Annotated in this window: 22 protein-coding genes; 16 read left to right on the top strand and 6 right to left on the bottom strand. The window is 44.7% G+C overall.

The window, feature by feature from the left end:
• Window positions 1–129: 129 nt before the first annotated feature.
• Window positions 130–1,503: a glutathione-disulfide reductase gene (gene gorA / locus ABJF92_RS06780; RefSeq protein ID WP_446815050.1), complete on the top strand. Its 1,374-nt coding sequence runs from the start codon at window positions 130–132 to the stop codon at window positions 1,501–1,503.
• A gap of 170 nt (window positions 1,504–1,673) precedes the next feature.
• Window positions 1,674–2,726, top strand: a complete 1,053-nt coding sequence (locus tag ABJF92_RS06775) for a GGDEF domain-containing protein (RefSeq protein ID WP_446815049.1) — start codon at window positions 1,674–1,676, stop codon at window positions 2,724–2,726.
• A gap of 3 nt (window positions 2,727–2,729) precedes the next feature.
• Here the strand turns inward: ABJF92_RS06775 and ABJF92_RS06770 are convergent, their stop codons facing one another.
• On the bottom strand, window positions 2,730–4,499 hold the full coding sequence (locus tag ABJF92_RS06770) for a DEAD/DEAH box helicase (protein ID WP_446815048.1): 1,770 nt from the start codon (window positions 4,497–4,499) through the stop codon (window positions 2,730–2,732).
• Window positions 4,500–4,585: 86 nt separating this feature from the next.
• Between ABJF92_RS06770 and ABJF92_RS06765 the strand changes: the two genes are divergently transcribed.
• The 10 genes from ABJF92_RS06765 to ABJF92_RS06720 all read left to right on the top strand — a co-directional run bounded on the left by ABJF92_RS06765 (window position 4,586) and on the right by ABJF92_RS06720 (window position 14,451).
• On the top strand, window positions 4,586–5,281 hold the full coding sequence (locus ABJF92_RS06765) for a 2OG-Fe(II) oxygenase (protein ID WP_446815047.1): 696 nt from the start codon (window positions 4,586–4,588) through the stop codon (window positions 5,279–5,281).
• A 114-nt stretch (window positions 5,282–5,395) separates the two neighbouring features.
• A complete protein-coding gene (gene trhO / locus ABJF92_RS06760) occupies window positions 5,396–6,391 on the top strand; it encodes an oxygen-dependent tRNA uridine(34) hydroxylase TrhO (RefSeq protein ID WP_446815046.1) in 996 nt (331 codons plus the stop codon).
• A 171-nt stretch (window positions 6,392–6,562) separates the two neighbouring features.
• Window positions 6,563–8,854, top strand: coding sequence for a DNA polymerase III subunit gamma/tau (gene dnaX, locus ABJF92_RS06755; protein ID WP_446815045.1), 2,292 nt, complete (start codon window positions 6,563–6,565; stop codon window positions 8,852–8,854).
• A gap of 14 nt (window positions 8,855–8,868) precedes the next feature.
• The gene (locus ABJF92_RS06750) at window positions 8,869–9,195 is read left to right on the top strand and encodes a YbaB/EbfC family nucleoid-associated protein (protein ID WP_446815044.1); all 327 of its coding nucleotides are present in this window, start codon (window positions 8,869–8,871) and stop codon (window positions 9,193–9,195) included.
• Between the two features lie 9 nt (window positions 9,196–9,204).
• Window positions 9,205–9,798, top strand: a complete 594-nt coding sequence (gene recR / locus ABJF92_RS06745; protein ID WP_446815043.1) for a recombination mediator RecR — start codon at window positions 9,205–9,207, stop codon at window positions 9,796–9,798.
• Between the two features lies 1 nt (window position 9,799).
• Window positions 9,800–10,945 (top strand): ribonuclease D, encoded by a 1,146-nt coding sequence (gene rnd, locus ABJF92_RS06740; RefSeq protein WP_446815042.1) that lies wholly within the window; start codon window positions 9,800–9,802, stop codon window positions 10,943–10,945.
• Between the two features lie 51 nt (window positions 10,946–10,996).
• The gene (locus ABJF92_RS06735) at window positions 10,997–11,290 is read left to right on the top strand and encodes a YcgL domain-containing protein (protein WP_446815041.1); all 294 of its coding nucleotides are present in this window, start codon (window positions 10,997–10,999) and stop codon (window positions 11,288–11,290) included.
• A gap of 2 nt (window positions 11,291–11,292) precedes the next feature.
• Window positions 11,293–11,772: a YcgN family cysteine cluster protein gene (locus ABJF92_RS06730; protein ID WP_446815040.1), complete on the top strand. Its 480-nt coding sequence runs from the start codon at window positions 11,293–11,295 to the stop codon at window positions 11,770–11,772.
• A gap of 45 nt (window positions 11,773–11,817) precedes the next feature.
• Window positions 11,818–13,656, top strand: coding sequence for a VWA domain-containing protein (locus ABJF92_RS06725; RefSeq protein WP_446815039.1), 1,839 nt, complete (start codon window positions 11,818–11,820; stop codon window positions 13,654–13,656).
• 15 nt (window positions 13,657–13,671) lie between these two features.
• Window positions 13,672–14,451, top strand: coding sequence for a class II glutamine amidotransferase (locus ABJF92_RS06720; protein ID WP_446815038.1), 780 nt, complete (start codon window positions 13,672–13,674; stop codon window positions 14,449–14,451).
• An 80-nt stretch (window positions 14,452–14,531) separates the two neighbouring features.
• On the opposite strand, the gene cysK is transcribed toward ABJF92_RS06720, so the two are convergent.
• On the bottom strand, window positions 14,532–15,497 hold the full coding sequence (gene cysK / locus ABJF92_RS06715; protein WP_446815037.1) for a cysteine synthase A: 966 nt from the start codon (window positions 15,495–15,497) through the stop codon (window positions 14,532–14,534).
• Window positions 15,498–15,689: 192 nt separating this feature from the next.
• On the opposite strand from cysK, the gene hrpA reads away from it, so the two are divergent.
• Together hrpA and ABJF92_RS06705 are read left to right on the top strand one after the other, a co-directional pair.
• Complete coding sequence (hrpA, locus tag ABJF92_RS06710) at window positions 15,690–19,565, top strand: ATP-dependent RNA helicase HrpA (protein ID WP_446815140.1); 3,876 nt, start codon at window positions 15,690–15,692, stop codon at window positions 19,563–19,565.
• Between the two features lie 48 nt (window positions 19,566–19,613).
• Window positions 19,614–20,372: an MlaA family lipoprotein gene (locus ABJF92_RS06705; RefSeq protein ID WP_446815036.1), complete on the top strand. Its 759-nt coding sequence runs from the start codon at window positions 19,614–19,616 to the stop codon at window positions 20,370–20,372.
• 2 nt (window positions 20,373–20,374) lie between these two features.
• Here ABJF92_RS06705 and ABJF92_RS06700 read toward each other — a convergent pair whose 3' ends face one another.
• The 3 genes from ABJF92_RS06700 to dusA form a co-directional block, all read right to left on the bottom strand.
• Complete coding sequence (locus ABJF92_RS06700; RefSeq protein WP_446815035.1) at window positions 20,375–20,890, bottom strand: sugar O-acetyltransferase; 516 nt, start codon at window positions 20,888–20,890, stop codon at window positions 20,375–20,377.
• A gap of 82 nt (window positions 20,891–20,972) precedes the next feature.
• The gene (gene tal / locus ABJF92_RS06695; protein ID WP_446815034.1) at window positions 20,973–21,923 is read right to left on the bottom strand and encodes a transaldolase; all 951 of its coding nucleotides are present in this window, start codon (window positions 21,921–21,923) and stop codon (window positions 20,973–20,975) included.
• 4 nt (window positions 21,924–21,927) lie between these two features.
• Window positions 21,928–22,953 (bottom strand): tRNA dihydrouridine(20/20a) synthase DusA, encoded by a 1,026-nt coding sequence (dusA, locus tag ABJF92_RS06690; RefSeq protein ID WP_446815033.1) that lies wholly within the window; start codon window positions 22,951–22,953, stop codon window positions 21,928–21,930.
• 1,166 nt (window positions 22,954–24,119) lie between these two features.
• On the opposite strand from dusA, the gene ABJF92_RS06685 reads away from it, so the two are divergent.
• Window positions 24,120–24,800 (top strand): hypothetical protein, encoded by a 681-nt coding sequence (locus tag ABJF92_RS06685; RefSeq protein WP_446815032.1) that lies wholly within the window; start codon window positions 24,120–24,122, stop codon window positions 24,798–24,800.
• A gap of 351 nt (window positions 24,801–25,151) precedes the next feature.
• Here ABJF92_RS06685 and ABJF92_RS06680 read toward each other — a convergent pair whose 3' ends face one another.
• Complete coding sequence (locus tag ABJF92_RS06680; RefSeq protein ID WP_446815031.1) at window positions 25,152–25,622, bottom strand: hypothetical protein; 471 nt, start codon at window positions 25,620–25,622, stop codon at window positions 25,152–25,154.
• A 260-nt stretch (window positions 25,623–25,882) separates the two neighbouring features.
• On the opposite strand from ABJF92_RS06680, the gene ABJF92_RS06675 reads away from it, so the two are divergent.
• Window positions 25,883–26,344 (top strand): GFA family protein, encoded by a 462-nt coding sequence (locus tag ABJF92_RS06675; RefSeq protein ID WP_446815030.1) that lies wholly within the window; start codon window positions 25,883–25,885, stop codon window positions 26,342–26,344.
• Window positions 26,345–26,367: the final 23 nt, after the last annotated feature.

Below are 26,367 nucleotides of genomic sequence, written 5' to 3'. Positions count from 1 at the left end.
AATGCGGATTTTCATGGTTTTTCAGCATTTCAGGGCAGAATAGTCACGGCTTCTTTTTAACTTATAGGTGCGGTACTGCTACACTTGGCGAATCGAATTTAATAACACTGACGTAGGAAGGGGCTGTAAATGGCTTATCAGTATGATCTTTTTGTAATTGGTGCCGGTTCTGGCGGTGTTCGCGCAAGCCGTGTGGCGGCATCTAAAGGTTATAAAGTTGCTGTCGCTGAAGGCAGTGCTTTGGGTGGCACTTGTGTCAACATAGGTTGTGTACCGAAAAAGCTATTTGTCTATGGCTCTGAATACGGTCATGGTTTTTCAGAAGCCGCTGGTTTTGGTTGGAAGCACGAAGGGGTTAGCTTTGACTGGTCTGTTTTGCGTGACAACAAAACCAAAGAGATTGAACGTCTAAACGGCATTTACGGCAACATGCTGGGGAATGCGGGAGTAGAAGTTATCTCCGGTTACGCAAAATTTGTCGATGCTCATACGGTTGAAGTGGCGGGGCAGACCTACACAGCGGAAAGAATTTTGATCGCTGTTGGCGCTAAGCCATTTATTCCTGAGTTTACCGGTTCCGATCTGGTGGTTAGCTCTAATGAGATGTTCTATTTAGATTCACTACCAGAAAAAGCACTTGTTGTTGGTGGTGGTTATATTGCTGTTGAGTTTGCTGGTATTCTGGCAGGCCTAGGGGTGGATACTTCACTAGCGTACCGTGGTGACCAGTTACTGCGTGGCTTTGATGAAGATGTACGTGCTTTCGCCAGCGAAGAATATGTGAAATCTGGAATTGATGTGCGTTTAAATACCGACGTAGCATCGATCGAATTGGCAGATAAAGCTGACCCTGCTGGTAAGCGTATTGTGCATTTCAAAGATGGTCGTTCTGAAGAGTTTGGGCTGATCTTATATGCCACAGGTCGTGTGCCAAATGTTGCTTCTTTGGCGCTTGATAAAGCAGGCGTTGAAACGGGCAAAAACGGTGCGGTCATCGTTGATAGTAACTTTGTCAGCAGTGCGCCAAGTGTGTTTGCGTTGGGTGATGTGACCGATCGTATTCAGCTAACCCCAGTGGCAATTAAAGAGGCCATGGCATTAATTGATTTTTGGTTCGAAGGCAAAGCGGTCGATTTTGACTACGACAATATTCCGACTGCCGTGTTTAGCCAGCCGTCCATTGGTACCGTGGGCTTATCGGAACAAGAAGCCGAGGCTCGTGGTTTAGATTTCCGTGTTTATCAAACGGATTTCCGTGCGATGAAGCATACTTTGTCTGGCGCGCAAACTCGCTCTCTAATGAAACTTTTGGTCAATAACGCCGACGATAAAGTGATAGGCGCTCACATGGTGGGTGACTATGCGGGAGAAATTATCCAAGGTTTAGGCATTGCCATTAAAGCGGGTGCAACGAAAGCAGACTTCGATGCTACCGTTGGCGTTCACCCAACCAGTGCCGAAGAGTTTGTAACCTTCTCGGCAGGGGCTCTTAAGAAACGCTAAGCGTTTTACAAGTCAGCAAGTTAAACGAAGGCGCCTAGTGCGCCTTTGTTTTTATGGGAGCAGGGTGTTATAACTATGTTTGAGTGTTTAACGCACTTTCTAATTCCAGTTGTTAACTGAATTAAGCAGGTTGCTTTATTCAGATTAATTACGAATAGAGGTACATAATAATGATTTCCCCCTCTAGTAGTGAACAAGTTATTCGCAAGCTTTATCAAATTACCAATAACCACCACTTAGGTTTTGAAGAACAGATCAGGCAATTACTTCGAATGGGCTTAGAACGATTCGATTTAGACATTGCCATTCTTTCCAAAATAGATGGAGAGGATTACGTTATTCAATATTGTGTGACGCCTGTCGAGATCCCTTTGCAATCCGGGGACAAATTCAATTTTGATGCCACTTACTGCTCCATTACCTGTGCCGCAAACCAAGCTGTTGCAATTGAGCATGTTGGTCAAGATGATAGGTTAGCTGTGCATCCGGCTTATCAAGCTTTCGGTTTAGAAGCTTATATCGGTATTCCTATCTATGTTCAGGGTGAGTTATACGGGACATTGAACTTTTCTAGCCCTTTGCCTTTTCCACGTAAATTTCATGACTTCGATCTAGACGCTTTGCAGCTAATGGCCTCTTGGATAGAGGTGGAGTTGGTAAGAAGAAGCCAAGAGAAGCAGTTAAGTGAGCTTAATAAAGAATTGCAATATATGGCGGACCACGACAGTTTAACCAATGTGCTTAACCGACGAGGGATTTATAGCGCTCTAACTCGGTCCATGAACAAGTTGTGTCAGAAGGCGGATAAGGGCTTATTGGCCATCGTCGACATTGATAATTTCAAAGAGTTGAACGATACCTATGGTCATAAAAATGGCGATGAAGTATTGGTTTCTCTGGTTAATGTGCTTGATGGCTCGATTGGGCGACATGATGTTTTAGGGCGATTGGGTGGAGATGAGTTTTTAATCTTTTTGCCCGGTAAAGGTCTGCAAGAAGGTACCGAAGTCTTCAAGTCCATGCAGGAGAAGGTTAGTAATCTTAGTAAGAATGATATATATCTTACTCTTTCGATTGGCTTTTGTAGCATTGATTTTGTCACCTCAAATGGCGAAGTGTCTAACACACAAATTGAGGGCTACATTAGCCTAGCTGATAAGGCGTTATATATCGCTAAATCCCAAGGCGGTAACCGCTTGATAAGCCTTATGGCCGAAGGCTAAGATTTATAATTGATTGGCTTTCCGATAAGGGCCTTGGTAATCGAAGAGGCGTTCTGTTACTTGCCAATACTGTTTCTTCTTCTTAGCGATCACAAAGTCAGGAGAAGGTAAGTAAGGCAAAAAAGGCAGCAGCTCCTCAACGCTCTCAAAGCGGATGTTTTGTGTCGCCGCCGCTAAACGTTTTGCAAATATGTCATTAAAGGATTGCCGAGACTTGTTTTGTTTAAAACGGAAGGTCTCGGTCAGGGTAATGCCTTCTTCATCGTGGTAAATAATTTTCAGCGTGTCTCCACTAATGGAGTGCTCGGTTGTGAACCCAGAGCAACGTAATACCTTACTATCCTTAAGGTTGAGCGCATTGCGCAATTGGTCGTCTGCATCGAGCAACTTTTCGAAACACTGGTGGCATTGTCGGGCGGCGATATCATTCTCACTGTCACAATAGGGGCAGCGCTTAAATTTAAAGCGGTACTGACATTGCTCCTCGCTATCCCCTGTCTCTACTAGCCCATGACAACGGCGTCCAAAGTGTTCAAGAATGTTTCCTTCTGTGTCTACTCGTCCCCAAAAAGTGTTGGCGAAATCGCATTCAGGGCAGTGAATCTGTACTGCCACTGAATCGCTGGTAGGCTTTTTTTCGCCAATTTCAGGTTGGAAAATGTTATAGCCATTGTTGGTGTAATCCAAAATTAAGCAGTCTTGCTTACCTTCACTGAGTCGTAAGCCACGGCCCACAATTTGTTGGAATAAGCTAATGGATTGAGTAGGGCGTAAAATGGCAATAACATCCACATGAGGCGCATCAAACCCCGTAGTCAGTACCGAGACATTCACGAGATATTTAAGCTGCTTTTGTTTGAAGGCTTGAATGAGTTGGTCTCGCTCACGAATAGGTGTTTTGCCGGTAATAATGGCGGTTTTATCATTGGGTAAATAGCTGCCAATTTCATAAGCATGGTCTATGGTTGCGGCAAAGATCATCACCCCTTGGCGGTATTCACTCAGTTGTAAAATTTGCTCGGTGACCGCTTGAGTCACCCGAGGGTACTTATGAATGAGTTCATTTAGGGCAATATCATTTGGGTCTTGTTCGCCGTCTAGGCTCTCTGTGAGTAAGCTAAAGTCATAATGAGCGATGGCGGCATCGTAATGTATTGGTGGCGTCAAATAGCCCTGTTTGACCATGTGTTGTAACGGGAGCTCAAAAATGCATTTTTTAAAGAAGGCAGCTTGCTTGGCGTCCTCCGTTTGACCACGACAATAGCCATGGTAGTGCTGCTGATAAATCCAGCCACTGGTTAAGCGATAGGGGGTAGCGGTTAATCCCAGTATCTTGAGCTTAGGGTTGAGCTTCCTAAAATGCTCAATAGTCTGTTGATATTGGCTACTGTCCTGCATGCTAATGCGATGACATTCATCAATGACTAATAAACTCACCGGCTCTTGAAAGTCAAACAGATTGGCAGAAATAGACTGTACACTGGCAAAGGTGGTCTTGTGATGGCTGGCTTTTTCATTTAGTCCAGCTGAAAAAATACCTGCCGTATTGCCTGTGGCTTCAAACTTTGCGTGATTTTGTTCGACCAGCTCTTTGACGTGGGCTAGGCAAACAACTCGACCATTTGCTAGCCGACTAAGCTCTGCGATCACTAGGCTTTTTCCAGCACCAGTTGGTAAGACGATCACAGCAGGGTCCAGATGTCGACGAAAATGCTGAATGACCGATTCCACCGCTTGTTGCTGGTAATCACGTAATTTGAAAGTTTGTTCCATAGTGAGCGAATCTTGGTGTGTTGAGGCAAAGGCTACAGTATGATGGCAGCGCCATCCATTTTGCCTTTTTATAAGTGATTAATCTATTGACGATTCCCGAAAAGTTAATTCTCGGTTCTTTGTATTTTGGAGAGCCACTTACTCTCGTTGAACGAGAGGAGCCGTTTTATAGCTTGTTGCATGACCTACAAACAAAAGGGTGGAGTGTTCAAGATGACTTTTTTTCAACTCGCTTCACACAAGTCTTGCGTGATGAAGCCCATGGTTTATCTGTAGATGAAATGCAAAGAGCAGGTGTGGGGCGCCAGCAAGATCATCAGGTACTGTTAAAGGCTAGGCGAGATTATATCCGCTGGATCGATCCTGAGTCGGCCATACGCCATGACTTTTTGAATGCCATGGAGTTATTGCGAGTGGCGTTAAATCGTCATTTGTTCATTGGGCTGTTTGATTATGAAGCGCATTTTGCTCGCTACCAGGAAGGTGCCTTTTATGAAAAACACATTGATGCTTTCAAGGGGGAAAGTAATCGCATTCTTTCTACTGTTTTGTATCTGAACGATGATTGGCAAGAAGGCGATGGCGGGGAGTTAGTCATTTATGATGAACATGACCCAGAAATCGAGCTAGGACGATTTTTTCCTAAAAATGGTCGTATGGCGTTTTTTTTGAGTGAATGCTTTTATCACGAAGTGAAAGTGGCTAAGCGAACGCGCCACAGTATTGCGGGCTGGTTTCGGGTTAATAACACTACTGGACAAAAGCTTGATCCGGATCAATAAAACTAATGCCCTAAAATAGGGGGTAGAGTCTCGAAACACAGGCAAAAAATCTCTATAATGCGCGGCTTGTTTAATTGCTCTGGTTTTACGTTCCAGATCGCAGAGGAGAAAGAAATGTCGAACGTTGTCGTGTGTGCCCTGTATAAATTCGTTGAGCTGAATAACTACGTAGAGTTGCGAGAGCCTCTACAAACGGTTCTAGAGGAAAATGCTATTCGTGGTACTTTATTGTTAGCCAGCGAAGGTATTAACGGTACAGTGGCTGGTAGCCGTGAAGGTATAAACACCATGTTGGCATGGCTAGATGCACAGTCAGGGCTAGACAATATTGTTTACAAAGAATCTTTCGACGAAAACATGCCTTTCTACCGCACCAAGGTGAAACTGAAAAAAGAAATCGTCACCATGGGCGTTGAGGGCATTGACCCGAAACGTGTGGTGGGTACTTATGTTAAACCACAAGATTGGAATGATCTGATCTCTGACCCAGACGTGGTGTTGGTGGATACTCGTAACGATTATGAAGTGCAAATCGGTACCTTCAAAAATGCCGTTAACCCAAAAACGGATACCTTCCGTGAATTCCCATCCTATGTAAAAGACAATATGGATCCGGCGAAACACAAGAAAGTTGCCATGTTCTGTACAGGTGGCATTCGCTGTGAAAAATCCACGGCCTACATGCTTGAGCAAGGCTTTGAAGAGGTGTATCACCTAGAGGGCGGCATCTTAAAATACCTTGAAGAAGTGCCAAAAGAAGAGACACTTTGGGAAGGGGACTGCTTCGTGTTTGATAACCGTGTTTCGGTTAATCACGATCTAGAAAAAGGCGATTACGACCAGTGCCACGCTTGTCGTATGCCGATCACTGAAGAAGAAAAGCAGCTTGAATCTTATGTTCAAGGTGTGAGCTGTGTACACTGTATTGATAAATATTCCCCAGAACAACGTCAGCGTTTTATAGAGCGTGAACGTCAAGTTCAGTTAGCGAAAGCCCGTGGTGAAGAACACATTGGCGCAGAAGTAACAGAAGCGGTTGCAAAACACCGTAGTGAAAAAGAAGCTGAAAAAGAGCGTCAGCGTAAAATTCGTCAAGCGGCCTCTAAATAACTTGTTCAAAAAACACTCGGACTGAGTCCGAGTGTTTTTAAACCTTTGATCTTTCGCTCAAATTCTCCAGAATTCTGTTAAAATCCCTCCCCAATGTCGTTTAACAATGGTTTCGAAATTGCTTCGACTACCGTACAATAAAAAATCGCTTTTCATTAGCCAGTATCTATCATGAGTTATCAAGTTTTAGCGCGCAAATGGCGCCCCCAGACATTTCTTGAAATGGCTGGACAAGACCATGTTTTACAAGCCCTTGTTAACGCTTTGCGCCAACAACGTTTGCATCATGCTTATCTTTTTACCGGTACACGAGGGGTCGGTAAAACCACCATTGCGCGAATTTTTGCTAAATGCTTAAACTGTGAAACCAATGGTATCTCACCAGAGCCCTGTGGCACTTGTGATAGTTGTCGTGAAATTGCCGAAGGTCGCTTTGTTGACCTTATCGAAGTGGATGCGGCATCACGAACCAAGGTGGAAGATACTCGCGAATTATTAGAAAATGTCCAATATGCACCAACCCGTGGTCGCTTCAAAGTCTATCTAATAGATGAAGTACACATGCTGTCGACACATTCTTTTAACGCCTTGTTAAAAACCTTAGAAGAGCCGCCAGCCCATGTTAAGTTCCTATTAGCAACCACCGATCCACAGAAATTACCCGTGACGATCTTGTCTCGCTGTTTGCAATTCAACCTTAAAAATATGACCCCGCAACGGGTGGTGGATTATCTGCAAACCGTGCTACAAAGCGAAACCATAGAATACGACCAGCCTGCCTTGTGGCAAATCGGCCAAGCCGCTAATGGTAGTATGCGTGATGCGCTGAGTTTGACAGATCAAGCCATTGCTTTTGGCAATGGCCATATTTCTGAATCTGGTGTGACGGCCATGCTTGGGCTTGTTAACCAGTCGCAAGTGCTGGATTTACTTGAAACGGTTGTCGCTAAGCAAGCCGCACAAGTAATGCACAAAATTGAATTGCTCGCGGATTACCAGCCTGACTTTAGTGCCATTTGTGGCAGCCTGATGGACTGTCTGCATCGCGTCGCCATCGAGCAACAGGTGCCCGGTGCTTTACAGGATCAATTAGGGGATTTATCGCGTATACAAGCGATGGCGAGCCAAGTCGCTGCAGAAGAAATTCAGCTAATGTACCAAAGTTTATTGGTCGGCAAGCGTGATCTACATCTGGCTCATTCGGTACGCGCAGGCTTTGAAATGCTAATGCTGCGCCTTATTGCTTTTCGTCCCGCACCGCCGATGACAGTGAGCTACGAAGCACCTCCAGTAACATCAGCTTCGGCTTCCCATGAGGCTCCTGTAGTCGCTGCACCAACACACACAAGTGCTGAGCCTGTTGTGGCTGAAACGCCCGTATCTCATGAAGCGTCATCAGTACCTGCGGAAAAGTCACTAGAGACGCCAATAGATGACAGCATGCCATCTGAAAGTTCCGAGACTTTAATGCCTCAGGCGACCAATGAGTCACTAAGCCCAGCAGAAGCGCCAGCTGAACCTGCAACTCAAGCATCATCACTGCCACAAGATCAACGACCCCCTTGGGAAGAAAGTGGTGTTGAGGAAGAACATGATGCTCAACCTGCAATGCCAGAAAGCCCAGTAGAAGACACTCCAGAAGCACCTGTTGCTGAGGATTCTATCGGCGAGTCGCCTATTGAGCAGGTTTCTAGCGATCAAGGGCCGTCATCCGCTGATCCTGCTGAATCTATGGATGAACCAGACGAAAATTCAGCTGCCGATTCTGCTCTTAAAGCAAAAAAAGAGGTAGATCCATTCGCGCCAGCCGATGAAATAAAGCCAATCGCCCCCATAGAAGATGAGGACGAGGAAGATGAAGAAGAAGCCGAAGAGCGGGCGATCAGTGATGTTTTAGACCCGTATAACTCATCGGCCGCCTTGGTTGAGGCATTAAACAGCGATGTGGAAGAAGACACTGCAGAGGAAGAACCTCAAGCTGAGGCGTCTGCGGATAATCGATTGGCTAAAATCCCCGATCGAATTGCCCAGCCAGCTCTGGGTATTCCAGTGCCAGAAATGTCCCACTATAACCAGTTGACCATGAAAATTTGGTGGCTGGTGGCGCCAAGGTTAGCGTTATCGGGTTTGGTTCATAACATTTTAATGAACTCAAGCTTGATAGAGTCCACGGACCAGGGGGTACGTCTGCAAGTGCCGTTGGAATATGGACACATGCTCAATCAAACACGCTATGAGCAAATACAAAATGCCCTAAGCGACTTTTTTGGTATTGCTGTTCCGCTCATCATTGATACGGTAGAAGATGTGAGCGGGGTTACCGCAGAAGAGTTTGCCGCCAGTAAGCGTGCAGAAGCCTTACAGGTGGCCATAGATCATTTAAATGCACACCCAGTTGTGCAAGCCCTTTCAACTACGATGGGCGCACAATTGATATACGATACAGTCAAAGTTAAAGCGTAAATTGGAGAAAAGATATGTTTAAAGGTGGAATGGGTAACATGATGCGCCAAGCGCAGAAAATGCAGGAAAACGTGCAGAAAGCCCAAGATGAAGTCGCCAATATGGAAGTTGAAGGTCAAGCGGGAGCGGGCCTTGTTAAAATTACTATGACAGGCCGTCACGATGTTAAGCGTGTGTCAATCGACGATTCTTTATTTGAAGATGATAAAGAAATGTTGGAAGACTTGATTGCTGCAGCGGTCAATGATGCGGTTCGCAACATTGAATCTAGCCAAAAGGAAAAGATGGACGCCGCGACTGCAGGCATGTCTTTACCACCTGGCTTCAAGATGCCTTTCTAGGAGGCCGACTTGTTTAGTCCTCTGATCAAAGAGCTGATTGAGTCTTTGCGCTGTTTACCCGGTGTCGGGCCAAAATCTGCGCAAAAAATGGCTTTGTACCTGCTTGAAAGAGAGCATCAAGGGGCCGATCGCTTAGCGAATTCATTGCGTGAAGCTCTTGATAAAGTTGGGCGCTGTTCTAGTTGTCGAACACTCACGGAAGAGACTGAGTGCAGTCTTTGTCAATCATCCGATAGAGACCCGAAAAAACTTTGTATCGTTGAAACTCCTGCCGATGTCATCGCTATTGAATCTGCAGGAACCTTTGACGGCCGTTACTTTGTATTACTTGGGCACCTGTCTCCCATTGATGGCATAGGTCCGGAAGAATTGGGCTTAGACAGACTCGAACAGCTGGTGCTGCATAACTCGGTAGAAGAGGCGATTATAGCGACAAACTCCACCATTGAAGGTGAAGCAACCTGTCACTATATTGCGGAACTGTTAAAAAAACTGAACATCAATGTGAGTCGAATTGCTCATGGGGTTCCCATGGGTGGCGAGCTTGAATACGTTGATGGTAACACTCTGGCACTTGCGCTAGAGGGACGGAAGACACTCTAGTATGAATGATCAAGAGCAAGCGTTGAATATCATTTGGGTTGCTGACAATGCCTCATTAAGAAGTTGGTGTGAGTATTGGGTGGAATTACCTGTGATTGCGGTGGATACGGAATTTATTCGCCGTAGCACCTATTACCCAATCACCGGTTTAATCCAGATCAGTGAAGGGGAGAAGGCCGTATTAATCGACCCTCTTAGCATTGATGATTGGGGACCGTTACGCGACCTAATGATCGATCCCAATGTGATGAAAGTATTTCACGCTTGTTCGGAAGACTTGGATGTTTTCGATCGTTTGCTAGGCGTACTGCCGACACCTTTTTATGACACACAAATCGGTGAAGCCTACGCCAATGCCCAATGGTCTTTGAGTTATGTGAAGCTGATTCATGCGTATTTAAACATCGAAGTGGCGAAAGATGAGACCCGCTCCGACTGGCTACAGCGTCCTTTAACGGATGCTCAAAAGCGTTATGCTGCTCTAGACGTGGTGTATTTGGCGCAGGTTTACCCTCAGCAAATTGAAAAGCTGAAAACCAAAAATATGCTGGATTGGGTGTTAGAAGACTGTGAGTCTCTTAAGTGGCAATATCAGCAAAATTCTGACCCTGAGCAAAATTGGGCCAATATTAAAACCGCTTGGCGTTTATCGCCAGAAGGCTTAACGCTACTGCGTTTGTTATTTATTTGGCGGGATGAACAGGCTCGAAAAGAAGATGTGCCGAAAGGCCAAATTCTGAAAGATCGAACGTTGTGGGCGTTGGCGAAAGATCTACCGAGCCACCATAGAGCGATTTCCACCACGGAAGAATTAACCGGTCGTCAGCACCGCTTATATGGCGATGTGATACTAGAAAAAGTCCATTGGGTGAAAGGCTTATCCCCTGATGAATATCAGTTCGCGTTAGAAATTCCTCTGCCTTCCAAGGCAGGAGAGTTAACCAAGGCCATCAAGGCTTTTGTACGCGAACAAGCACAATCATTAGAAATTGCCCCTGAAGCCATGATGAAGCGCAAATTACTGGACCCTTTGGTTCGTCATTTGTTCGATGGCTCGGAGATGGATTGGCAAAATCCTGCTTTGCTGGGGTGGCGCCGAGAGGCAATTGTTAACCCTGTATTAGAGAAATTCAAGTCAAACCCTTAGTTGTTAACGTTACTTAGCGCGTGACTGTAAAACGACAAAATTGAGAAAACTATGAAACAGCATTTAATTGTAGAAGTCTTTCGCTCTTCCAAACACGACGAAATGTACTTGTATGTGGAAAAAAGCACAGGTCTTAAAAAAGTGCCAGAAGAGTTGATGGTGCGTTTTGGTAAAGGCATCAGCGCTATGACCATGCTGCTAACGAAAGAGAGTAAATTAGCACGCTCTAAGCCTGAAAATGTCATTAACGATATTCGGGAAAAAGGCTTTTATTTGCAGCTTCCTCCAGCAAAAGATGACTATTTGTTGGATCTGTATAAAACGCCAACTCAGGCTGCTTACTGATTATGATTGCGAAGCGTTATGAGCCGTTTTGGAAGACCACTTCTTTAGAAAAGATGTCGCCTTCAGAGTGGGAGTCTATCTGCGATGGTTGTGGCAAGTGTTGTTTACAAAAACTACAAGATGACGAAAGCGAAGAGGTGTTTTACACCACTTTGGCGTGTCATCAGCTTGATATCAATGCTTGCCAATGTAAGGTGTATGAAACACGCCAGAAAAAAGTGGCCAGCTGTATTACGCTTACGCTAGATCAGCTAGAAGAATTTCATTGGTTGCCAGACACTTGTGGTTATCGTGTGCTTCATGAAACAGGGGATTTGCCAGAGTGGCACCCTCTGAAAATCGGTAGCCAGAAAGAAATGAAGCGTCAGGGTTTAACCGTTGAGCATTATGCTGTCAATGAGAACAGTGTAGAGGAAGATGATTGGGAAACCCATATTATCAAATGGGTGCATGGCATGCCTGAACCGTATTCAATAGATTGACGTATTAGTTTAGCCGTCAATCGCCTGTATTAGGAGTTCGTTAACGTGAAGTGGTTTAAACAAAATCTTATTGTAGTGTTAATGAGCGTGCTGATTTTCGGCGCAGCCAGCAGTCGTGCGGACACCCAGTTTCGCATTATTGTGGACGCTTCTGGCAGTATGTTAATGAGTGATCCAGACAAGCTGACCTCCGAAGCGCTCCGCCTTATTTCTAATCTCGCCCCAGAAGAGCATGCCACGTTAGGCATTTGGTTATTTGGTGAAACCCCTCGGGTGTTGTTACCTGAAGCTCGCATCAATAAGGCAACCAAAGCCAAATTAAGCCAGTACGTTGACAGCTACGCCACGGAAGACCTTAAAACCGATTTAGAAGCCATTATTGCCTTACTGCTTAACACGCCAGACCAAGGTGAATTAGCACCAGGCTTCGATCGTCACTGGATCTTAGTGACCGATGGCATGGTGGATATTAGCCTTAATGAAGAGGTCAACAAAGCCTCCAGAGAGCGCATTCTCTATGAACTGACAGCGCGTTTAGAAGAGCAGGGAATTCATCTACACACCATTTCAATGACAGGCTACACAGATAAAGCGTTGTTAAAAAACTTATCTTTGAAAACCAATGCCAGTCATGTGGAAGTGGCAGCGCCAGAAGATTTACTCGATACCTTTGAGCGCATTTTTACACAGGCGTCTCCTAGTGAAGAATTGCCTTTTGATGGCAATCGTTTCTCCGTAGACGATGCTATTGAGGAGCTTACCCTAGTGGTCTTCCATCGCGTAGGGGAACAACCAGAGATCATTACCCCTAACGGCCGTGTATTGCCTTTAAATAATGCTCAAGGGGTACGTATCGCAGCCTCTTCTCATTACACCTTAGTCACCATTACCAAGCCTCAAGTGGGGGATTGGCAAGTTAATAATGTTGACCTTGAGCGCAGTAGTATTCGAATTATCACCGACCTTAATGCTCAAGTGACGAAGATCTCCCCAGTATTGTTTATTAACGAACCGATTTTCTCGACGTTAGGCTTGTTTGAGAATGATCAACAAATTCAAGATGACAGTGTGCTGGGGTTATTAAAGGTCGAGCAAAGCTTGTTTAAAATTAATGGTGAAAGTCGAAATCTTGTTTCCCAGCACGATATGATTCCATCAGGCTTCAGCTTTAAATCCAAACTAGGTGATTCACTGACTCCAGGTAACTATGAGTTACTAAGTTACGTAGACGGCCAAAGTTTCTCCCGTCAAATGAGTCAGGTGTTTACCGTTCATCCAGCCATTGATTTTAGCGCTGAAAAAGTTGGTCCAGAACTCATGGCCTTTTCGGCTAAGCCTGTGAATCTAAAGCTGCACTTATTGCGCTCAAGTGTGCGTATTGAATACGTTTACCAAGATGGCACTAAGCGTATTGAAGATATGCCCTTGATAGGTCAAGGTTATTGGCAACAAGTTGTCCCACTAGAGGCGGATCAAAATCTAAGAGTGCGAGTGTACTTGCAAGGGGTGACGCAGAACGGCGTAAACTTTGAATATTGGTCTCAACCTTGGCAGCAAGGTCAAGACATTATCGCTGAACCCATTACTGCGACTGCTGAAAGTAGCGAAACGGGTGTCGTTATTGCCGCGCCTAAAGTTGATGTGATGCCGATTTATGTGCCTTCTAGTGTCGTCGAAGTGGCTGACCCGAATGCCCCCGTGCAAAATGAAGGCGCAGACTTGTCGCCAGAACCTGCTCAAATAGATATGACCATTGAAGGTGATCAGCAAGATATCTTCTCTGTTAAAGAGTGGATGCTCTATGGGGCGTTAAATCTCGCTGGGCTGATCGTTTTAGTCGGTGGTGTAATTTTGTACCGCCGAGCCAAGAAAAAATCTGTATAGAGTGAATGTATAAGCATGTGTGAGTTATTGGGCATGAGTGCCAATGTGCCAACGGATATTTGTTTTAGTTTTGCCGGCTTGCGCGCGCGAGGTGGTCGTACAGGCCCCCATAAAGATGGTTGGGGTATGGCTATGTATCGGGACAAGGATGTGTGGGCAATTCACGACCCAAGACCCAGTGCTGACTCAGACATGGCGGAGGTTATGAGCAACACCTCTTTGAAATGTGACATAGTGATTAGCCATATTCGTCAAGCCAATGTGGGGGCGGTTTCATTACTCAATACCCATCCTTTTAGTCGGATGCTGTGGGAAGAAACTTGGACATACGCCCATAACGGTCAACTTGAGGATTCATCTGCTTTGCCGGTTGATGACTATGCACCGCTTGGAAATACGGATTCTGAACGTGCTTTTTGCTGGATTCTATCCCAGTTAAAACAGCGTTTCGCTGATCAGAAGCCAGATTTAGATTTGCTTGCAGCAACCTTTTTTGAGCTTGCTACCCAGCTTAAAGAGCGTGGCGTCTTTAATATGATGTTATCCGATGGTCAGAGACTGTATTGTTTCTGTACCACCAAACTGCATTGGATTACTCGCCGAGCGCCTTTTAGAAAAGCCAGCTTGTCTGATGAGGATGTCACCATAGATTTTAAAGAAGTGACCACAGATAAAGACGTAGTAACGGTAATCGTCACCCAGCCTTTAACGGCGGATGAAGTGTGGCAGCAAATGCAGGAAGGGGAGCTTTGTGTATTTGAAGGGGGTGAAGTGGTGGCCCAAATAAAACCCTAGTCTATTCATCGGCAACCATAGTGAAGTAATCCCGCTTAGGTAACCCTACCTAAGCGGGATTTTTCGATCAAAGTGTGCGATTACTGCACAAGCTCGTTGTCGGTGAATTCGCCTTCAAACAAAGCGGTAGATAAGTAACGCTCGCCAGAGTCTGGTAAAACCACGACAATTTTCTTGCCTTCAAACTCTGCTTCTTGGCTTAGGCGTTCTGCCGCCACAACGGCTGCGCCACATGAGATACCACACAGGATGCCTTCTTCGCGCATCAAGCGCTTGGCCATAGCAATGGCATCTTCATTAGAGACTTGTTCTACGCGGTCAACGATTGATAGGTCTAGGTTTTTAGGCACAAAACCTGCGCCAATACCTTGGATTTTGTGTGGCGCTGGGGTTGGCGTTTCACCATTCATTGTTTGGGTGATAACAGGCGAACTGGTCGGCTCAACGGCCACACTGGTAATAGCTTTGCCTTGGGTGTTTTTAATGTAACGGCTCACGCCCGTGATCGTACCACCTGTACCGACACCGGCGACAAACACATCAATTTCACCCGCTGTGTCTTCCCAAATTTCTGGGCCAGTGGTTTTTTCATGGATTTCAGGGTTGGCTGGGTTTTCAAATTGCTGCAGCAAGACAACGTTTTCGTCTTGAGCGATCTCTTGGGCTTTCTCTATGGCACCTTTCATGCCTTTAGCCGGCTCAGTCAATACGATGTTGGCGCCGAGAGCTTTCATTACCTGACGGCGTTCCACACTCATGCTTGATGGCATGGTGATGGTAATAGGGTAGCCACGAGACGCCGCGACAAAACACAAGGCAATGCCTGTGTTGCCGCTGGAAGGCTCAACAATAGACTTACCTTCGCTCAGAATGCCTTTTTTCTCAGCGTCCCACACCATGTTAGCGCCGATACGACATTTCACGGAAAAAGCAGGATTACGGGCTTCGATTTTCACCCAGATATTACCATTACCAATGCGGTTAAGGCGTACCAGTGGCGTGTCGCCAATGGATAAAGAATTATCTTCGAAAATTTGCTGAGACATACGATTTCCTTATTATTGAGATGTTTTATAAGACGTCGAAGGTTTAGTAATCGAACCCGTAAACAGACAACACTATAACCCCTTCATAGGGATTAATGTTAGAATTTACAACCATATAGATAGAAACGATGCGCTCGGCTTACAACATCAAGCGACTTCGCATCAACTAAATAGGATAACCTTTTGGATACCATGGATCATCATGTCTTAATGACGCGCGATCGTCATCTTATTGCCCAAAAAACGGCGCAATTGGCAAAACGTAAAAAAGACGGCTTACCCCATGACCGTATGGCGAACGAATTGCAGCAAATGATTGATAGATCAGCGGCTTTGTTTCAATCTCGTCAAGTATGCATGCCCACCATCAAGTACGATGAAAGCCTACCTGTCGCAGCTCGCGCCGAAGAAATAATAGGCGCTATAGAAAATAACCAAGTGGTTATCATTGCCGGTGAAACGGGCTCTGGTAAAACTACCCAGCTCCCCAAAATGTGTTTGCAGGCGGGGCGTGGTATTGCAGGGTTAATTGGTCATACTCAACCTCGTCGAATTGCAGCGCGAAGTGTAGCGGAACGTATCAGCGATGAAATGCAGGTCAACTTAGGAGAACAAGTGGGCTTTCAGGTGCGATTCAGCGATGAAAGCAATGAGCAAACCCTCGTTAAGTTAATGACAGACGGTATTTTGTTGGCTGAAATCCAACAAGATAAACTGCTGTATAAATACGATACCATCATCATAGATGAAGCCCACGAGCGTAGCTTAAACATCGACTTTTTGTTGGGCTACCTTAAGCGTGTGTTAGAAAAACGTCCTGATCTTAAAGTCATCGTCACCTCTGCGACCATAGATGTGGAACGCTTTTCTCAACATTTCAGTGATGCGCCTATCATTGAGGTGTCCGGTCGAACCTACCCTGTGGAAGTACGCTACCAGCCATTATTGAGCAAATCTGACTCGGAAGCGTTAGATGAAGATCAAAGCATGGAGCAAGGGGTGTTGGATGCCGTTGAACTACTGATTGCTGAAGAGCGTAAAACGGGCTATCGGGGAGCAGGTGATATTCTGGTGTTTTTGCCAGGTGAACGTGAGATTCGTGAAACGGCTGAGATTCTGCGTCGAGCCGAATTACGCAGTACCGAAGTGTTACCTCTATATGCTCGCCTAAGTGCCAGTGAGCAAAAGCGAATTTTCAAAGCCCATTCCGGTCGTCGTATTGTATTGTCTACCAATGTAGCTGAAACCTCATTAACCGTACCCGGTATTCGGTATGTGATTGACCCAGGTCTTGCCCGTATTAGTCGCTACAGTGTACGTTCTAAGGTTCAGCAATTACCGATCGAGAAGATCAGCCAAGCCAGTGCGAACCAGAGGGCTGGGCGCTGTGGACGAGTGGCCGATGGTATTTGTATTCGTTTATACGATGAAGCCGATTTCCAAGCGCGCGCCGAATTTACCGACCCAGAGATATTTCGAACCAACTTGGCATCTGTAATTTTGCAAATGGCAAACTTGCGCTTAGGTGCGGTCGAGAAATTCCCGTTCGTTGAAATGCCAGAAAAACGCATGATTAACGATGGTTATCGAGCGTTAACTGAGCTTGGCGCGCTACAAGGAGAGCGACTTACACCAATAGGTCGCCAATTAGCAAAACTGCCAATTGACCCGAAACTTGGGCGCATTCTGATTGCTGCCCAGCAGCATAACGTACTGAAAGATGTGGCGGTGATCGTCAGTGCCTTGTCTATTCCGGATCCGCGTGAGCGCCCACAGGATAAAAAAACTCAGTCAGACCAAGCGCATGCTCAAGACAAAGATGAAGACTCGGATTTTGCGGTATTGCTAAACCTTTGGGAGCGCTTTGAAGGCCAGCGTCAGGCGTTGTCACAAAATCAGCTTCGTCAATATTGTCGTAAACAGTTTCTAAACTTCATGCGTATGCGTGAATGGCGTGATATACACAGACAAATCTTAATCGCCTGTAAACAGCTTGGTTTTAAAGAAGTGGCGAGTGATGAGCATAACTATGAAGCCATACATCGTGCTTTGTTAGCGGGTTTGTTTACCCAAGTGGCTAACAAGATGGACGACAGCAAGGAAATGCTGGGCTGTCGCTCACGCAAGTTATCTGTGTTCCCCGGTTCTATGTTGTTCAAAAAGCCACCTCAATGGATTATGGCGGCGGAACTCATGGAAACCAGTAAATTGTACGCTAGGGTAGTGGCTAAAATTGATCCAAGTTGGATTGAAGAATACGCAGCCCCCTTTGTGAAACGTCAGTATTTCGATCCGCATTTTGAGCGTAAGCAAGGTCGTGTGATGGCCAATGAGCAAGTCTCACTATACGGTTTGGTTTTGGTGGCAAAACGTCGCATTGATTACGGTCATGTGAACCCAGAAGAGGCTCGTGAGATCTTTATTCGAACGGGTTTGGTGGAAGGCGAATTGCGCACCAAGCAGAAATTCTTTTTACGTAACAAAACTTTAGTTGAGCAGTTAGAAACTCAAGAAGCAAAACTGCGCACCCGTGACATCTTGGTAGACGATGAAAGCCTGTTTAACTTTTATGATCAACGTTTGCCAGACAATGTTCGTAACGCGAAGAGTCTAGATTATTTTGTTAAAACTTCCCCAGACGCCTTATTCATGACTCGGGAAGATCTGGTGAACCAGCAGGTAGAGGTGGACGATTTTGCCTTTCCGGATACCTTTGGTCTGCATGGGGTTGCCTTACCGATTGATTATCAGTTTGATCCTGGTAAAGCTAAGGATGGTGCCACGTTGAAAGTCCCTGTGGGCTTGTTGCGCCAACTGAGTTTGGATGATCTTGGATGGGCGGTACCTGGCTTTATCAAAGAGCGATGCGAAGCTTTGTTACGCGCCTTACCGAAAGCTTTGCGCCGTAGATTCGTGCCTATTCCACAATTTGTTGATCGTGTTTATCCAAATTTATCTAAGGATAAAGGCGAGTTGCTGGCGCAATTGAGTCTACAAATTAAGCGTGAAACCTTGATTGATATTCCACTAAATGAATGGAATGCCGAAAAACTGGATTCTCACTTAACCTTGAATCTAGAAGTGGTAGATGAGCGCGGTAAGGTACTGGGTGTCGGTAAAGATTTAGCCAAATTGCAGAGTCAATTTAGTGAACTGGTCGAGGAGAGCTTTGCCAAGTTCGGCACCAAACAACACGAACAAGACAACTTAAGCGAATGGCCTGATCAAGACATTCCTGAGCGCCAAGAAATTACCCAAGCTGGCATTAAAGTAACAGCGTTTCCTGCCTTGGTGCCACAAGGTGAGAGTGTGTCATTGAAAATGTTTGATGACCAATCTACCGCTGAAGAGAATCATCGCCAAGGGGTGATTACCTTGCTTAAACTGACCTTGCAAAAAGACATGCGGTATTTGCAGAAAAACTTGCCTCACTTGCGTGAATCTTTATTGATATTTGCTCCCTTAGGTAAGAAAGAAATGTTATTGGAAGACTTACTTAATGCTATCTTGGATAAAGTGTTTTTAGATGGCCGACCTTTGCCGCGTCGCCGAAGTGAGTTTGAGCAATGTATCAGTGATCATAAGGGTCAATTGGTTACTGTAGCCAATGAGATGGCAACCCAACTGTACCGTGTGTTGTCGTCCTACCAAGGGGTAGCGAAAAAGATGAAAGGCCAAATTCCTTTGCCTTGGACGCGCGTTTACGGAGACATTAAAGTGCAATTGGGGAATTTAATTTACCCGGGCTTTATCGGTAAAACGCCACTTTTTTGGCTAGGGCAGTTGCCACGCTATTTCAAAGGCATAGAGGTGCGTCTTGAGCGTTTTCAAAATCATTTGAACAAAGAAAACGCTTTTGTGTCTGAGTTAGAGTCTTTGTGGCAAACTTATCAAAGACAACAAACGGCACATAATGAAAAATCCTTGTACGATCCGGAGTTGGTGAAATATCGCTGGATGTTGGAGGAATATAGAATTTCATTGTTTGCTCAATCTGTTGGCACATTAGAGCCCATTTCAGATAAGCGCTTATCAAAGCAATGGCAGCTGGTGAAAAAGCTTGTGTAAGGTTTACATGAATCACATTACCCATGGTGTAAGAAAGGAAGTTAACTCATGAAAAGTCTAGTGGCTGCTTTTAGCCTAAGTTTTGTAATGCTTTGCGCTCAACCGGCTATTTCCGCCACGGAAGAAGACCCTTGGGAAGGTTTCAATCGAGCTATGTTTAGCTTTAATGACGGCTTAGATTCGGTGTTTTTAAAGCCCGTTGCAGAAGGTTATAAAGCGATTACGCCGACTCCGGTACAAAAGGGTGTCAGTAATGTTTTTTCAAATCTTGGGGAGATTGGGAATTTTTCCAATAATTTGTTGCAAGGTAAGTGGGACGCGACTGCGTCATCGTTTTTTCGCTTTGTGATCAATAGTACGGCTGGCTGGTTTGGTATTTTTGATGTGGCCAGTGAGTTGGGCTTAAAGCGTTATGAAGAAGACTTTGGTCAAACATTAGGTTATTGGGGTGTTGGTTCTGGCCCGTATTTAGTCTTGCCCTTCCTAGGACCTTCCACCGTTCGTGATACAGGGGGGTTAGCAGTAGACTACTCTAACTATGATGTCACTGATGATGTGGGCTTAAACCACGATGAGCGTTGGGCTATGCGTGGCCTTGATGTGGTGGAGACTCGAGCGCGTCTATTGGCTGTTGAAGGCTTAGTGTTTGGTGATCGCTACTCTTTTGTTCGTGATGTGTATCTACAAACTCGTATTAACGACGTATACGATGGGCAGCCGCCTCAATCTGCAAACGATACAGGCGCTGGCGACAGTTGGGGAGATGACAGCTGGGGCGACGATGACTGGGATGATGAAGAGTTTTAAACTCAGCCGAAATAACGCTCGTCCGCGGCCACATCACGGCTAACAACAGCATTGGCGGCTATTATAGCTCGGTCGCCAATGGTAATTCCGGGTAAGACTTTCGCGCCACCGCCTATCCATACCTGATGACCAATGTGAATTTCCTTGGCGTAGCAAATGCCTTCTGCACGTTGCTGTGCATCCCTTGGGTGATCGACCGTATAAAGGTGTACATCTGGGCCTAATAGAACATTATCTCCGATATAAATGGCGGCACTGTCCAGCAGCACACATGCAAAATTCATGTAGACATTCTTGCCGCAATGGATTTGACTGCCATAGTCACACTGAAAGCCCGGCTCTATTTGTAAATGCTCAAAACTTCCTAAGAGGCGAGTAATGTGGCGCAGGTTGCCCTTACTTGGATGAGCGTTGTATTTGCCACAGGCAAGACGTGCCGCCTCTCGGCGTAAGCGTAGGTCTAGGTCTAATGGGTTGAAGACTTCACCAGCGAGCATTTTCTCGAATTCTGAACGCATAATTACCCTAATTTTAAAGATAAAAAACGCGACATAAGGTCGCGTTTTTATTGAGCTATTTTTGCCAGTTAAGGCTAAGCCATTACAGCATAGAAGCTAACGTTTCTTCTAGTTTGCGTTGGTCTACTGCAAAGTTACGGATACCTTCAGAAAGCTTCTCTGTGGCCATGGCATCTTCGTTCATTGCCCAGCGGAAATCAGATTCTGTGATGGCAGCAGGGGCTGTCTTCACCTCTGTCGTTGGGATAAGTTTTCGTTCTAGAGTGCCTTCGTCTTTCTTCAGCTCTTCTAATAGAGAAGGGCTGATCGTCAAACGGTCACAACCTGCTAGCTGCTCAATTTCGCCAATGTTACGGAAGCTTGCGCCCATAACAACCGTGTTGTAACCGTGCTCTTTGTAGTAGTTGTAGATTTCAGTAACGGATACTACACCTGGATCTGTTTCTGCTGTGTAAGTTTCGCCAGTAGATTTTTTGTACCAGTCAAGAATACGACCTACGAAAGGAGAGATCAGGTAAACGCCAGCTTCAGCACATGCTTGAGCTTGAGCAAAAGAGAACAGCAACGTTAGGTTACAGTTGATGCCTTCTTTTTCTAGCTCTTCTGCGGCTTTAATGCCTTCCCAAGTTGAAGCGGCTTTGATCAGTACACGGTCACGAGAAACACCTGCTTCTTCGTACAAGGCGATCAATTTGCGTGCTTTAGCAAGGGTCGCGTCTTTGTCGAAAGACAAACGTGCGTCGACTTCTGTAGAAATACGGCCTGGTACGTATTTTAGGATCTCAGTACCGACGATAACGGCTAGCTTGTCACCCGCATCTAGAATTTGCTGGGCTTTGTCATCGCTTTGGGTTTTCGCCCAAGCAACGGCTTGCTCAAGGAAAGGAGCATACTCTGGAATTTGCGCGGCTTTTAGCATCAAAGATGGGTTAGTGGTTGCATCTTCTGGTAAAAAATCTTTGATAGCTGTGATATCACCTGTGTCGGCTACAATGGTCGTGAACTCTTTTAGTTGAGATAACTTGTTGCTCATTGCTCTATCCTTTGTGTTGATGATGTTTGACCAAATCAATGGCCTCTAATAATACATTAACTTTTGCGTCGGCTTTATGACCATTTTCAGAAAGGTAGCGACGGAACTGTTTGCCGCCTGCTTGACCTTGGAAAATACCTAAAATGTGTCGTGTAAGGTGCAATAGTCGTTCACCTTCTGCGAGTTTCTGTTCCACATAAGGAACAAAAGCTTCCAGCGCTTGGTAGCGATCACTCACACAAGGTTGACCATGGTAAATTTCTTGGTCAACTTGACTGAGTAACCAAGGGTTATGATAAGCCTCGCGGCCTAGCATCACCCCGTCTAATTGGGTTAAATGATTTTTGCATTCTGCTATGGTTTTAATGCCACCATTAAGAATGATTTCAAGGTCTGGGAAATCTTTCTTTAGCTGATAAACATAATCGTATTTGAGCGGCGGCACTTCGCGATTCTCTTTTGGGCTTAAACCCTGCAAAATCGCATTTCGGGCATGCACAATAAAAGTGCTCACTCCTGTGCTGGCGATATCGCCAACAAAATCTCTAACTACACTGTAATCTTCTTGGTCGTCTAGACCTATACGGTGTTTGATCGTGACGGGTAGGCTAGTAGCATCTTGCATGGCCCGCATGGCATCTTTCACCTTGTCTGGGTGAGCCATTAAACAGGCACCAATTAGGCTGTTCTGCACTCTATCGCTTGGGCAGCCTGCATTGAGATTTACCTCATCAAACCCTGCACGCTCTGCCATCTTGGCGCACTCGGCTAATGCTTTGGCATCCGCGCCCCCTAATTGCAGCGCAATAGGGTGTTCACATTCATCGTACTTTAAAAAACGCTCAGGATGATTGCCTTGTAACAAAGCGCCCGTGGTGACCATTTCAGTGTAAAGCAGTGTTTGTTTAGTGAGAGTACGGGCAAACACTCTATAGTCACTGGTGGTCCAATCCATCATGGGTGCGACAGAAAAGCGTCTATCCAGCTTATCCTCTGTGTTTACAGGGCTTACGCCTAATTCTTGTGGCATTTTATAAAATCAACAATCTTGTAAGTGGTTCGCTTTACACCAACATCGTGCTGCGAATGATTACTGATATTATGTCATAAAATTACAGGATTTCTAAGCGCATTGGCTTATGGTTTTTCACATAAATTAAATACTTGGTTAAGAATTTTCTAAAAGCGCAGGCGGTATTGCGACATGCGGAATTGTTGGGTGCTGGTAAGATATATTGTAGGTCCCCCTTTAGGGGGAAGTAGAAATGATGTGGCCCATGAAATGTTCATTTGCCCTTCAGAGAAAGCTGTACATAGAAAAGATTAACAGATGTGAATTTAGTAGATAACTTATGTATGTGGCTTTAATGCTTTACTAGTTGTCTTCTTACCAGTTTAGTATGCAAATCGTCGTAAGGTTGGGTCTGTTGTGTCCAGCTACACAGATTTGGAAACAGGGCAACCAACGTCGCTGCAACTTGGTTATGGCGATCCTGTTTTTAACATCGTCTATCCATTTAACAGGGTTTGGTCTGATACGGATTCGGTTCAGCTTACTTTGTCGGCTACATCTGAGAAGTCCAAACCAAAAAACAGGGCGGTGATCGAAGATCAATGAGTTACTTCATTACCCTAGACATGGTAAAAGAACAGATCATGGCCGAGCGCAACGAAAGGGCAAACTAGCCCGCCGCTAATTCATTGACTGCGAAATACAACTCAATGAGCAAAAACAACTCCCCACCACCACGCCCAACACCGCACTCCTCGAAACCGACAAATACCAACTGCTAAATAACATAGTAAAAGCCATGAAACTCAGTAGCGATCCAGCCTTTGTTCCATCAAAAGAACTCGTCGACCTAATCCAAGTTACCTGCATGTGCCAACAGCAAATAGCACAACAGTAAACACCAGGCTCGGTAAACGACAACATCAGCTAAATGGCTGGCCTTTCCAATCAGCAAAAGCAAAGCCCACTGAAGTGGGCTTTTTTTGTGTCTGTTGACCTAGTTTGGGTAATAGGTTAAGTTCGCATATAGGCTTTTTGGATGCCTGCCCGCCCCAATGTGGCAAATTCTTTCGAGAACCAATTGAAACAGTGCTTTTCACATTATTGATCTTATTATAACCACCTTTGAATAAGTGGAGATTAGGGGCGAATTGACACGTATTCTCGCTTGGAGAAATAAGACAATGTCAGAAATTACCATCACAGCTACCTTTCTTTCTAATATTAAAAAAGAAGCAAAAAAACTCAAGAAAGAGTTACATATTCTTCACACAGACGCTCTTGAGCGTGTTGCAAGAAAATATGACTTTACTTCATATCATGCGCTACAAAGACGTTATGAATATGTGAAAACTCAAGGTAACAGAGGGAAGCAGCTGAACCCAAACCAAAAAAGCTCCTTGTTAATTGCGATCCTAGAAAACACAACTTTTCGAATAGATAATAGTAAGCCTTGGGGGGATTTTCAGTCAGAATTTGTTGAAAAAGGGTTTATGAAGCAGATCGGTGCTAGGCAATTAGGAAGAAAAGAAGTAGATGATAAGGGGCTTGTTGATGCCTATGGCATCGAACCGCTTGATGTTGGTAGTGATAAATACATGTTCTTTGAATTTACGAAAAATGATTCAAGTGAGTGGTCTTATCAAGAGGCTTGCGATCATCTTAAATCTAAAATCGATAAGAAAGCGGGTAACGTTTATGATGGGCATTTCTGGATTGATGACAAGGCATTTTTTAGCCACCACTACAGTGATGACGATGAAAACCTAAAATGTTTTATTAGGCGTAAACCTGACTTTGACGAAGATCCTTATGACCCACCATCATATTGTCCTGCTATAGATGGGTATCATGATGTGTATTAGTTGTTCAATCTGAGTTCAAAAACTTAAAGAGCCTGCTAAGAAATTAGTGGGTTCTTTTTTTATTTAACACTCAGTTGCCAATATCGCATCAACAAATTCAGGATGATCAATAAACGAATTTTTTTGCCACTGTACCTCTTCTTCGAGACCGTTATTGTGTCATTATATTGGTGCTTCGAAATAGGGCTTGTCTCTTTAGTACCCTCTCCTGTTTCAGAGGGAAGTGGAAATAATGTGACTCATGTAATGGTCATGCTCCTACTATATATAGGGGTGTACTTAGTTAGTTAAAATCGAAAAGGGATTAGGCTCCTTAAATTGAATGATTAGGAAGTAGGCTTCAATATGAAATTATTGATTTCTCGTCATAATTTTTTCAAGACTATATTTTGCGGCATTACGTTTATTTATGCCAAAGCCAATGTCACGGTTATCTTTGTCTGTTATGACAACTAAGTCGGAGTTGGGAAGGTATTTACGAACTACTGTGTGATCAGAGATTTTAGTTATTTCGTTTGCTTGTATTTTGTATGTAATGCTGTATTGAAAGGTTTGAGTGTTCCAGTAGGCAAGGTAAGCTCCATTCTCGGTAATGAAAAATGTTCCACCAAGAAGGCTTTCACGAGTGTCGTTTTCATACATTGTTACGTATTGTTCTTTAAAGAGGATTTTATGAGATTCATCCTTTACTAGATCTAATGCAATAGGTTCGAAGGCTGGTGTGTTTATCGGGCCTGGCTGCATTTGCATTGGCCCTGGTGATGAACAGGCGGCTAAAAGAAAGAAGATGGGGGCTACAAAAAAAGCTTTATGAAACATCATATAAAATCCTTTATGTTACATTCCAACAGTTGAAATGGAATAAACGTACAATCCAAGTTGTTGATGTTACAGTAATTTAAAGTTTCCTGGAACTGTAAGAATAGAATGTATTCGGATAATATCTTATTGTTTTACTAACAACATATGCTGTGTGTATAAGCAGGGATAGTTTGGTATTAGTGTCTTTATCAGATTTTTTTAGATTGAGTTGTTAATGTTTATTTTACTTATTCATCTAAAACTAAAGTTAGGGCGGTAGCATGACAACCATTAAAAAACCTGAAATATGCACTTGCTACCTCTCAGAGATAGAGCGTTTGCCTTTCCCTAGGTTTCGGATGATTTGCCATTGCCAAACCTGTCAGGATTTTTTGAAGTCAGGCTTTAATGATGAATGCGTGTATCTTCTAAAAGACTGTGATGAGCTGGATTTAACCAATGTGGCGTTCAAAAGTTATCAGGCTGGATTTTCGCCCGTAAAGCGGGGCACATGCAAGCGTTGTCATAAGCCTAGCTTTTGTCGTATTAAGGTTGGTTTTTTACCGGAGTTTCTAACGGTGCCTTCAGCTTTGGTGTCGATCCATAAGCTTCCTGATGCGTCAGCTCATGTCTACTATCATGGGCGTGTTACTGATGCTAAGGACGAGTGCAAGAAGGTGAGTGGGCATTATTTAAGTCAGCTATTTATAGCTTATTCAGGCATAAAGGCTTTGCTAAAATAAAAAATGGCCCATGTGGAGTGAGG

The sequence above is a fragment of the Marinomonas sp. genome, assembly GCF_039940335.1.
GTDB lineage: Bacteria > Pseudomonadota > Gammaproteobacteria > Pseudomonadales > Marinomonadaceae > Marinomonas.
This window is presented reverse-complemented; position numbering and strand designations above follow the sequence as displayed.